Consider the following 9,349-nt stretch of genomic DNA (forward strand, 5'->3'; position numbering starts at 1 on the left):
GACGCGCGACCTCATCAAGTCAAAGCATAGCAACGGCCTCAGGGTTTGCCGGGGTTCGTGCCTTGCGTTCGTCCGCTTTCCCAGCCACCGCCCAACGCGAGGAACAGATCGATCTGGCTCATGGCAACTTGCGTGTTGGCGGAGGCCAGTTGCGCCCGTACATCGGTGTAAGTGCGGGTGGCTTGCAGGTCCGCCAGGAACGATGCGCGGCCGGCCTGGAAGAAGCGGTGGGTCTGATCGGCGGCCAGTTGTGCCGATTGTTCGGCGTCGGCCAACGCATCGCGACGTTGCAGCTGCGCCGAGTACTGCGCCAGGCTGGTCTGGGTCTCGCGGATGGCGTTGAGCACCACGCCGTCGAAATGCGCCAACGTGCCTTGGGTGGCGGCTTCGGCCTCGCGAATTCGCGCCCGGGAGCCGTTGGACGGCACGGTCCAGCTCAGCAACGGCCCGAAGCCCCAGCGGTTGGTTGCCGGTTTGCCGAGGTTTTCCAGGATACCGACGGTGCCGACGGTGGCACCGATGCTGATGTCCGGGTACAGCTCACCCGTGGCGATGCCGATGCCGGCGGTTGCGGCGGCCAGTCGACGTTCGGCCTGGCGCACATCGGGGCGGCGCTTGAGCAAGGTGGCGCCGTCACCGACGGGCAATAATTGAGTGATTCTCGGCAGTTCGTTGCAGGTGGCGGTCCCGGCCGGCAATTGATCGACCGGTTTGGCCAACAGCATCGACAAACGGAACAACCCGGCCTGACGCACCCCTTCATAACGCGGCATGTCGGCGCGCAAGGATTTGAATTGGGTTTGCGAGCGAGTGACCTGGGTTTCATCGCCGCGCCCGGCGTCGCGCAGACGCTGGATCAGGGTGGTGCCCTGGGCTTGCAGGTCGAGGGAATGCTGGGCGATTTCCCGTTCTTCATTGGCCGCGCACACTTGGGTGTACGCCCGGACCACATCGGCCACCAAGGTGATGCGTGCGGTATCGGCGGCGGCTTGAGTCGCGTCGGCATTGGCTTTGGCCGCTTCGATGCCACGCTGCAAGGTGCCGAACAGGTCGAACTGATACGAGGTGGTAATGCCAATGTCGCCGACGTTGGCCACCGGCACTTTCTCCGGTAGCAAGAAGGCTTCGCCGGACTCCTGCAAGCGCTGGGCGCCCATCTTCACACCGCCGCTCCAGCCGCCCGCTGCTTGCGCTTCGTCAACCTGAGCGCGGGCCCGGGAAAGGCTCGCCGCCGCCACGCGTAAATCGGTGTTGGTGACCATCGCCTGCTGCACCAATTGGTCCAGGCGCGGATCCTGATACAGGCGCCACCAATCGGCGGGCACCGGGGCCGACACTACATTTTTACCGTTCGCCGCCAGGTCGCCCTGCACGTCTTCGCGGTGGATGGCCGCGTCGTCCGGCAAATGATAATCCGGCCCGACCACCTGACAGGCCGACAGCAACACGCCTAATCCGACGACGGCCAAACCCGAGGCCCTGCTCATTTCGCGGGCTCCTGCGGCTGGTCATCCATGATCGATACCGTGGCGGTGCGCCCGGCGATCATGCGGAAGTCCGCCGGCACGTCGTCGAAGGCAATCCGCACCGGAATCCGCTGGGCCAGGCGCACCCAACTGAAGGCCGGATTGACGTTGGGCAGCAGGTTGCTGCCGCTGCTGCGGTCGCGGTCTTCGATGCCGGCAACGATGCTTTGCACATGGCCGCGCAAACGTGCGCGGTCGCCGACCACGCGGATGTCGACCGACTGGCCGACATGAATGCCGTCGAGTTTGGTTTCTTCGAAATAACCGTCGATGTGGAACGAATTGCTGTCCACCACCGACAACACCGGGCGCCCGGCGGTGACAAATTCCTGCGCACGCGGCGCGCGGTCGTTGACGTAGCCGTCCACCGGGCTGCGGATGGTCGAGCGGTCGAGGTTGAGCTGGGCGCTGTCCACCGCCACCTGAGCTTCCATCAAGGCCACTTCGGCGCGAGCGACCCGCGACTGGCTTTCTTCCAGCTGCTCGCCCGGCACCAGATTGCCGAGGCCACGGTTACGCTTGGCTTCGCGTTGCGCCTGGGCCAGGGTTTCCTGACGGTCAGCGACCGCGGCCTTGGCCTGACGCAAGGCCAGTTTGAATCGGTCCTGATCGATGCTGAACAGCACCTGCCCCCGTTTGACCAACTGGTTGTCGCGCACCTCCACTTGCTGGATCAGCCCGGAAACGTCCGGCGCAATCTGCACGATGTCGGCACGGATGTGCCCGTCCCGGGTCCAGGGCGCGAACATGTAATACATCACCATGCGCCAGACCACGACGACGGCGAAGGTCACGATCAGCAGGGTCAGGACCACGCGACCGAGGGTCAAAAAAGGTTTTTTCATGTCATCAGGTATCGACTGAGTGAGTCCACGGCGCCGAGCAGCAAGGCGTAGAGAGCCACGTTAAACAATGCCCGGTGCCAGACCAGACGGTAAAAGTGCAGGCGTGTCAGCAACCCGTGCACCAACAGGAACAACAGATACGTAATGCCCATCAGCACCAGCAGCGTGGGCAAAAACACCCCGCTGATATCCAGATCACCGATCATAAAGGCGCTCCATCGATGCCATGGGGAAGCGGTTCTTCGAGTTCGCCCGAGGCGACGAATTCAACCCCTGGCAGCAGCGACAGGCGCAGCCCGCTCAGGGCATGCAGCAGGTGCAGACGCGCGCCGTCATCACACTCGGTGTTGAGGGCGCGGCGGGTGCGGTCGAGGGTCATCAGCAGCGGGCTCGGTGCGGGCAATCGCTCGCCCGCCTTCAAGCACGCCTTGAAGTATTCGCCGACCTCGGCCACCACTTGATGCAGCAGCACTTGCGGCGCGCCGAGCACTCGCGGCGTGTAGGCCAGCAGGTCGAGCACGTTCAGCGCTACGCGCACTTCCCGCAGCGCGATGCCGGTGTCTTGTCCGGTCATGGCCAGGCGCGGCAGATGCTGCATCAGGCGATCGAGCATCTGCACGCCCAGGTGCCGGTGTTCGGCCAGCGTGGCCGGCTCGGTCAGGCTGACAATGTCGCGCCAGCTGAACCGGGTCAGGCGTTTGGCCGCCAGTTCCGCACCGAATGGCCGGGCGATCAGGGTCCAGACAAAGGCAAACAGCAAGCCGACGGGGCCGGCCAGGTTGGAGTTGGCGAAGCTGAGGAAATCCGCGTCGTAAGCGCCTTGAATGCTGATGAACGACGAGGTGTTGACCAGGGTCAGCAGCATGCCCAGGTAAAACTGCGGCTTGACCGTGAGGGTGCCGATGCAAATGAACGGCACGGCAAACGCCAGCACCAGCATCGGGAAGTCATGCAGGTTGGGCAGGACCAGGAACAGATAAAGGCTGGCGAACAACACCGACATCGCGGTCCAGAAAAAGAACCGGAAAATCTGCGGCGCCGGGTCGTCCATCGAGGCGAAGAAACTGCATGCCACCGCCGCCAGAATCACCGCGCTACCACCGTCGGTCCAGCCGAGCAGAATCCACAGCACCGACGCGACGATGATCGCGGTCACTGTGGACGCCGCCGAATAGAACATCAGCCCCCGGTCGAGAAACGGCGACAGGCGACCCAGACGCCAATGCCGATACACCGCGCGCCAACTGTCCTGGCTTTCGCACTGAATGGCGTCTTGCAGGCTGCGGCAGTCTTGCCATAAATCGATCCACTCACCGAGGCGATACAGGGCGTTGGAGAACAGCAACTGCTTGCGGTCATTCAGCGCATCGGCGGACGGCTGCAGGGTGTCGAGTTGATCTTTCAGCGCTTGCCAGCGGCCGAGGTCGGCATCTTTATGGCCGAGCCATTCGGTGGTCGCGGTCAGCAGCGGCGAGAACTTATCCACAAGCTCCGGCGTTCTTCGTTCAAGGGCGTAGAGCGCGTCGTCGAGGGCGTCGATCACCGGCAGCAGGTGAATCATCCGACCGCGCAGTTCCTTGGTGTTGCGCACCGTTTGCGGCCGTGCGCCTTCGTGGGGCAACTGGCCGATCATCAGTTCCAGGCTGTTGAAGGTCGCCACCATCGCCGAGCGCAAGGCGCTGACTTCGTCCGGCTGCACGTTGCGGCTGAGGAAACGCAGGCTGTACGTCGAGGCATCGGCGAACCATTTGTTCACCGAATCGTTGAACACCGGCGCCAGCCGCCGCGGCCAGAACATGGCACCAACCACCGCCGCCACTGCGATGCCGAGGAAGATTTCTTCGGTCCGCGCTTCAGCCACGTCCCACACCGCCAACGGGTTATCCACCACCGGTAATGCGATCAGCGGCAAGGTGTAACCGGCGAGCATCAGCGCGTAACTGTTGGCCGTGCGCAGATGCAGTGACAGGAACAGCAACGTCCCGGTCCACAACGCGATCACCACCACCAGCACATAGGGGCTCTGGACAAACATCGGCACGAAAAAAACCGCGGCCGCCGCACCGAGAAAAGTGCCGACCGCACGGTACAGCGCCTTGGAACTGGTGGGACCGACAAACGGACTGGAAACGATGTACACCGTGGCCATCGCCCAATACGGACGCGGCATTTGCATGAGCATGGCGATGTACAGCGCAATCATCGACGCCGCGAACGTGCGCACCCCGTAAAACCAGTCCCGCGCCGGAGGAACGCCGGTAAAAAATCCGCTCAAGGGTTGGCCACCGACGGCGGGTTGGCCGCTTCAAAGGCTCTCAACACCCGCAACGTCGCTTCCAGATCGCTACGGTCGATGCCTTCGAGCACTTCATTGCGCAAACGCACCAGCTCAATCTCGACAGCTTGCACCAACGCCCGACCGGTTCCCGTCAGGCTCAGGCATTTGGCGCGCCGGTCATGGGCGTCTTCGGTGCGACAGACGTAGCCGGCATGACACAGCTGATCAAGCAGACGAACCAGCGACGGGCTCTCCATCCCCGCCGCCTGCGCCACCGTCACCTGCCGAACACCCTCGCCCAGACGCCCGATCATCAACAACGGAACGGCGCAGGCTTCGGAAATTCCATAGTTGACCAGCGTGGTCTGGCAGATCTTCCGCCAATGCCTGGCGGCCACCACCATGGAGCTGCTGATGGTCATCTGGAGAGCGTCGAGGTTTTTCGGCACGAGGGGAAACACACACTGTTAGCTTGCTAACTATCAATATGGCATTTGAGGGGAAAGTTGGTCAAGTTTTGAAACATATTGGTGGGCATGACCCATGCCTAGCTTCGGCAGGAATCGCCGTAGCATTCGAAACTTCGTAACGCTTTGCCTGATTGAGCCTTAACAATGACTAAACCTCCTGCATCAGAATCTGAAAACACCTTGAATTCTGCAGACTCAAAGCAGTACCGCGGTTTCCTGCAAAGGAAAGTGGACGCGGCACGGCTATCACAGCGCCAGGGCCAATATTTAAGCAATGAAGAGATCGAAACAAAATTTGCCGCCATGCGGGCTCAGGCGGCGGAGTAGAAAGGTCGGAAACCTATTAACGTTTCTTGGCTCGGTCTTACACAGCGCTGCGTTCACGCTTACCCACTGCCACCACAGAAACGACCACACGCTCATCAATAACTTCGTACACCAATCTGTACCCGGATGAGCGCAACTTGATTTTGTAGCAGTCAGGCATTCCATTTAGTGAGTCTGACGGTACTCGCGGGAGCTGAAGTCGCTCTGCCAATTTCTTTTTGAATTGCTCTCGCAATGTATGACCCAGCTTGTCCCACTCCTTGCGTGCGGACGGCAGGAATTCGAGCTTATAGGTCATCCAGATTTACTGGCACCGGTGTCTCATGCCTGCGAGAGCGGACAATTTCCGCCAGTTCCAGATCATCGAGTCGCTCCATCATGCACTCGAAAACATCGGCCGGTACCATGTAGCCCATGACGCGATTGTGATTTAGCACTGCCACAGGCCCGCCATGAGCGCCGTTCAGTACCGCTGATGGATTTTTCTTCAACTCAGACACGCTGACAGCGATGTCGGCCAGAACATTTTGCATAATTAAGACCTCAATTCAGGTCTAGATTCTGGTCCATTCACGTTTTATGAGCAACCCAGAAAAACCTCTCAAATTGGATTTGTCCTCAGATTTTTTTACCACTCACCAGTTTTTTTTACATTCCGCCATTTTCTCTCAGATTTTTTTACACTCCCCGCCCCTTCCGCAACAGCACATCCAGTTGATCCACCACCTCAGCCCAATCCGCGTCATCCAGAATTTCGTCACGCAGAAGCTCCGCCTGGCTCTCGCTCCAGAAAAATGCATCCGCCAAATGCAATTCGGGCTTGAGCGGTGAATGGGTGGCGATGAATTTGTCGATGCTTTCGGCGTCATCCGGCAGGCCGAGTTGTTTGAACAGGGAAGGGAGACTGTGGGTTGGGGATTCCATGTCGGGCTCCTATTTATGGCAAATGATGGGGTGACTGCTGCGCAGTCATTCGCGGGCAAGCCTCGCTCCTACAGGATCACGCTGTCACCTGTGGGAGCGTGGCTTGCCCGCGAAGGCGATGTAACAGACGCCGCAAAACTCACTGGCTCAACTCTCGCACCTCGGCATGCGGCACCATTTTCAGAAACTGCGGCATTTCCATGCGCAGCAGATTGATGTGGTTGCCAGCTTCCAGGTAAATGTCTTTCTGGCGGGTCAACAACGGGTCGATGACCATGTCGAGCCCATAGGACTCACCCAGGGCTGGCACAGCGCCGCGTTCGCAATCATCGAACAGGTGCGGCAGGTTGCTTTCCCGGGAGATCTGCCATTCGCCACTGCTGCGCACTTTGCTCAGGTCCAGATGGCGGCTGGCGGGCAGCACGGCCATCAGGAAATGCCCGTGTTGGTCGTCGAGGATCACCGACTTGGCCACCCGTTCGGCAGGTATGCCCGCGAGTCGCGCGGTTTCAAGGCTGCTGGCCGAGTGCGGGTGGGAGACGATGTCATATTCGCAGTGCGCCTTGTCCAGGCTGCTCTGCAGGGTTCTTGCCATTCGCATGATGCACCTCGGTGTCCGCAAACACTGTTTGGCGGACGATGGTTAACACTTTTCTTCGTACTGAAAGTCTAGGCCCGCTGGGGGATTGCGGAGGGAAATCTGCCCATCGGCGGACGTCGACAACTGATCAAAAATCATCCAATCAAGAGCTCAGCTAGACTGTATAAAGAACCATCAATGACTCTCCCGGAGGGTCACGTGAACACTCGTTACTGGGCAATTGCGCTGCTGTTGGCCTTGAGCGTATCGGTCTTCGCGGCGGACACCGTCGTCCTGCTGGCTCCCAACCCCATGGGGATCTGGCTGATCACGTTCGGCATCGCGTTTCTGATCGCCGAAGCGGCCTTACCCAATTACGGCGTGATCGGGCTGGGCGGCATTGTGATGTTCGTGATCGGCGCGGTGATCATGACCAACACCGAAGTGCCTGTGCCGTTGATGGTCGGCCTGGGATTGATCAGTGCCCTGCTGCTGATTTTCCTGCTGATCCACGCCCTGAAAACCCGACCGCGAGAGAACGTCAGTGGCGATGCAGGACTGGTTGGCAGCGTGACCCCGGTGATGTCGCTGGCCGGCAATGCCTATAACGGCTGGGTGCACCTGCAAGGAGAAAAGTGGCAAGTGCTCAGCACCACGCCGTTGCAGCCCGGGCAAAGCGTCCGGGTGGTGGCACGCAAGGGATTACTGCTGGAAGTGGCCGCGGCTGATGCGGCGTCGAAGGGAGAATAGACATGGGCCTGCAACTGGGTTTTGCCGCGCTGCTGTTACTGCTGATCGCGTTGGCGGGGTCGACCTTCCGCATCCTGCGCGAATACGAGCGCGGGGTGGTATTCCAGCTCGGGCGCTTCTGGCAGGTCAAAGGCCCTGGCCTGATCCTGTTGATTCCGGTGGTTCAGCAAATGGTTCGCGTCGATCTGCGCACCGTGGTGCTCGACGTGCCACCACAAGACGTGATCACTCGCGACAACGTTTCGGTCAAGGTCAACGCCGTGCTGTATTTCCGCGTGCTCGACCCACAGAAAGCCATTATCCAGGTCGAAGACTTCCTCATGGCCACCAGCCAATTGGCCCAGACCACGTTGCGGGCGGTGCTGGGTAAACATGAACTCGATGAACTGCTGGCCGAACGGGAACGGCTGAACATCGACATCCAGCAAGTGCTCGACGCCCAGACCGATGCCTGGGGCATCAAGGTGGCGAACGTCGAGATCAAGCACGTGGACCTCAACGAATCGATGGTCCGCGCCATCGCCAAACAGGCCGAAGCCGAACGGGAACGTCGGGCCAAGGTGATCCACGCCGAAGGCGAATTGCAGGCCTCGGAAAAACTCATGCAAGCGGCAGAAATGCTTGGCCGCCAGCCTGGGGCGATGCAGTTGCGGTACATGCAGACGTTGAGTTCGATTGCCGGTGACAAGACGTCGACGATTGTCTTCCCGTTGCCGATCGAATTGCTCAAGGGGATGGCGGATTTGTCGTCCAAATCCTGATGGTCCCAAAAGATCGCAGCCTCGCTTCACTCGACAGCTCCTACATGGATACGCATTCCAATGTAGGAGCTGTCGAGTGAAACGAGGCTGCGATCTTTTGGCTGCCCCACAAACACCACCGTCTGGTAACTCCGTCGGAGATTCCTTCAAGTTGTAGTGGTGTTGGTGAACTTGTTCCGACCCGAACCCAGGTCTAGTCTGGCCTTGTCACTGAATAAACGGTGACACGGACGTGCAAGTCCGACGAAACTGTTTAGGCCGCAATTGCCATGGCTCATTGCTTTATGGCGGCTGCGCGCAGGAGATCCTCGGATCTGCTGGGTGTCCTAAACAGTCCCGGTCTTGCACACCTGCGCACGGCCGCCACCCTATTCGCGTGCAAGCGAATGGTGACGGCTCTAAATTACTGTTTAGGAGTTTTTATATATGCACAAAATTACGCCGAATCCGCCAGGTAACTCTGGCAATGATTCCGAAGATCCTCTCGACGCCGAAAAACTCAAAGAAGCCGCTGACCGCGCCTTCGCCCACTACTTCCCCCCGGCTGACGGAAAACCAGCCAAACGCCGCAAAGGCCATCTCTTTACCGTCTCCCCCGACATCGACACCGAAGCCCTGCTGGCCAATGCCTCCGAAGACCTGCTGTCCATCAGCGCCATTGCGGCCGATCTCGCGGACGATGTGGACGGGACACGGCGCTCGGTCGCCCTGGCGCTCAGCCGCATGGCCGATGGTGTGCAGTTGCTGGTTGAGCGGGCGATGGATCATTGGGAGGAATTGAAGATGGCGCAGGCGCGAGAGTGTCAGATTTTTTGTGTGCGGGCCGGTAACGGCCTGCCGTCAGGCAGGCCTTGATTTTCACCAGTTCGGCCTGATGAATCGATCTCC

General features: G+C 60.0%; 13 protein-coding genes. 4 read left to right on the top strand and 9 right to left on the bottom strand.

What is annotated here, in order from left to right; translation table 11 throughout:
- Positions 1-38: 38 nt before the first annotated feature.
- From ACIQV9_RS26355 to ACIQV9_RS26375, 5 genes are read right to left on the bottom strand one after another with little or no spacing between them, the layout of a single operon-like run.
- The gene (locus ACIQV9_RS26355; RefSeq protein ID WP_403107702.1) at positions 39-1,487 is read right to left on the bottom strand and encodes an efflux transporter outer membrane subunit; all 1,449 of its coding nucleotides are present in this window, start codon (positions 1,485-1,487) and stop codon (positions 39-41) included.
- Entirely contained in the window at positions 1,484-2,371 is an 888-nt protein-coding gene (locus ACIQV9_RS26360; RefSeq protein ID WP_403107704.1) for an efflux RND transporter periplasmic adaptor subunit, read from the bottom strand. The genes ACIQV9_RS26355 and ACIQV9_RS26360 overlap by 4 nt, the downstream gene beginning before the upstream one ends.
- The gene (locus ACIQV9_RS26365; RefSeq protein ID WP_010464893.1) at positions 2,368-2,577 is read right to left on the bottom strand and encodes a DUF1656 domain-containing protein; all 210 of its coding nucleotides are present in this window, start codon (positions 2,575-2,577) and stop codon (positions 2,368-2,370) included. Before ACIQV9_RS26365 ends, ACIQV9_RS26360 begins: the two co-directional genes overlap by 4 nt.
- Positions 2,574-4,646 carry an FUSC family protein gene (locus tag ACIQV9_RS26370; RefSeq protein ID WP_403107706.1) on the bottom strand — a complete coding sequence of 691 codons (2,073 nt, stop codon included), beginning with the start codon at positions 4,644-4,646 and terminating at the stop codon, positions 2,574-2,576. The genes ACIQV9_RS26365 and ACIQV9_RS26370 overlap by 4 nt, the downstream gene beginning before the upstream one ends.
- Positions 4,643-5,071, bottom strand: coding sequence for a MarR family winged helix-turn-helix transcriptional regulator (locus ACIQV9_RS26375; RefSeq protein WP_403107708.1), 429 nt, complete (start codon positions 5,069-5,071; stop codon positions 4,643-4,645). Before ACIQV9_RS26375 ends, ACIQV9_RS26370 begins: the two co-directional genes overlap by 4 nt.
- 192 nt (positions 5,072-5,263) lie before the next feature.
- On the opposite strand from ACIQV9_RS26375, the gene ACIQV9_RS26380 reads away from it, so the two are divergent.
- Entirely contained in the window at positions 5,264-5,446 is a 183-nt protein-coding gene (locus ACIQV9_RS26380; RefSeq protein ID WP_403107710.1) for a hypothetical protein, read from the top strand.
- Positions 5,447-5,483: 37 nt separating this feature from the next.
- On the opposite strand, the gene ACIQV9_RS26385 is transcribed toward ACIQV9_RS26380, so the two are convergent.
- The 4 genes from ACIQV9_RS26385 to ACIQV9_RS26400 all read right to left on the bottom strand — a co-directional run bounded on the left by ACIQV9_RS26385 (position 5,484) and on the right by ACIQV9_RS26400 (position 6,971).
- Complete coding sequence (locus tag ACIQV9_RS26385) at positions 5,484-5,744, bottom strand: type II toxin-antitoxin system RelE/ParE family toxin (protein WP_403107712.1); 261 nt, start codon at positions 5,742-5,744, stop codon at positions 5,484-5,486.
- Positions 5,734-5,979 (bottom strand): type II toxin-antitoxin system Phd/YefM family antitoxin, encoded by a 246-nt coding sequence (locus ACIQV9_RS26390; RefSeq protein WP_109627204.1) that lies wholly within the window; start codon positions 5,977-5,979, stop codon positions 5,734-5,736. The genes ACIQV9_RS26385 and ACIQV9_RS26390 overlap by 11 nt, the downstream gene beginning before the upstream one ends.
- Positions 5,980-6,124: 145 nt before the next feature.
- On the bottom strand, positions 6,125-6,370 hold the full coding sequence (locus ACIQV9_RS26395) for a DUF2789 domain-containing protein (RefSeq protein WP_140680347.1): 246 nt from the start codon (positions 6,368-6,370) through the stop codon (positions 6,125-6,127).
- A gap of 139 nt (positions 6,371-6,509) precedes the next feature.
- Positions 6,510-6,971: an aminoacyl-tRNA deacylase gene (locus ACIQV9_RS26400; protein WP_403107715.1), complete on the bottom strand. Its 462-nt coding sequence runs from the start codon at positions 6,969-6,971 to the stop codon at positions 6,510-6,512.
- Between the two features lie 198 nt (positions 6,972-7,169).
- Here ACIQV9_RS26400 and ACIQV9_RS26405 point away from each other — a divergent pair, with 198 nt between their 5' ends.
- From ACIQV9_RS26405 to ACIQV9_RS26415, 3 genes are all read left to right on the top strand, one after another.
- Positions 7,170-7,700: an NfeD family protein gene (locus ACIQV9_RS26405; protein ID WP_403107717.1), complete on the top strand. Its 531-nt coding sequence runs from the start codon at positions 7,170-7,172 to the stop codon at positions 7,698-7,700.
- Between the two features lie 2 nt (positions 7,701-7,702).
- Positions 7,703-8,461, top strand: coding sequence for a slipin family protein (locus ACIQV9_RS26410; protein WP_131060480.1), 759 nt, complete (start codon positions 7,703-7,705; stop codon positions 8,459-8,461).
- Positions 8,462-8,887: 426 nt separating this feature from the next.
- Positions 8,888-9,316: a DUF6124 family protein gene (locus tag ACIQV9_RS26415; protein ID WP_403107720.1), complete on the top strand. Its 429-nt coding sequence runs from the start codon at positions 8,888-8,890 to the stop codon at positions 9,314-9,316.
- Positions 9,317-9,349: the final 33 nt, after the last annotated feature.

It is taken from the genome of Pseudomonas sp. NPDC099000, assembly GCF_044759925.1.
GTDB lineage: Bacteria > Pseudomonadota > Gammaproteobacteria > Pseudomonadales > Pseudomonadaceae > Aquipseudomonas.

What these genes read in the sequence shown, in the direction of transcription:
- ACIQV9_RS26385 (WP_403107712.1), bottom strand. Translation starts at nt 5,744, where the DNA reads ATGACCTATAAGCTCGAATTCCTGCCGTCCGCACGCAAGGAGTGGGAC.
- ACIQV9_RS26360 (WP_403107704.1), bottom strand. Translation starts at nt 2,371, where the DNA reads ATGAAAAAACCTTTTTTGACCCTCGGTCGCGTGGTCCTGACCCTGCTG.
- ACIQV9_RS26410 (WP_131060480.1), top strand. Translation starts at nt 7,703, where the DNA reads ATGGGCCTGCAACTGGGTTTTGCCGCGCTGCTGTTACTGCTGATCGCG.
- ACIQV9_RS26375 (WP_403107708.1), bottom strand. Translation starts at nt 5,071, where the DNA reads ATGACCATCAGCAGCTCCATGGTGGTGGCCGCCAGGCATTGGCGGAAG.
- ACIQV9_RS26390 (WP_109627204.1), bottom strand. Translation starts at nt 5,979, where the DNA reads ATGCAAAATGTTCTGGCCGACATCGCTGTCAGCGTGTCTGAGTTGAAG.
- ACIQV9_RS26395 (WP_140680347.1), bottom strand. Translation starts at nt 6,370, where the DNA reads ATGGAATCCCCAACCCACAGTCTCCCTTCCCTGTTCAAACAACTCGGC.
- ACIQV9_RS26400 (WP_403107715.1), bottom strand. Translation starts at nt 6,971, where the DNA reads ATGCGAATGGCAAGAACCCTGCAGAGCAGCCTGGACAAGGCGCACTGC.
- ACIQV9_RS26355 (WP_403107702.1), bottom strand. Translation starts at nt 1,487, where the DNA reads ATGAGCAGGGCCTCGGGTTTGGCCGTCGTCGGATTAGGCGTGTTGCTG.
- ACIQV9_RS26380 (WP_403107710.1), top strand. Translation starts at nt 5,264, where the DNA reads ATGACTAAACCTCCTGCATCAGAATCTGAAAACACCTTGAATTCTGCA.
- ACIQV9_RS26415 (WP_403107720.1), top strand. Translation starts at nt 8,888, where the DNA reads ATGCACAAAATTACGCCGAATCCGCCAGGTAACTCTGGCAATGATTCC.
- ACIQV9_RS26365 (WP_010464893.1), bottom strand. Translation starts at nt 2,577, where the DNA reads ATGATCGGTGATCTGGATATCAGCGGGGTGTTTTTGCCCACGCTGCTG.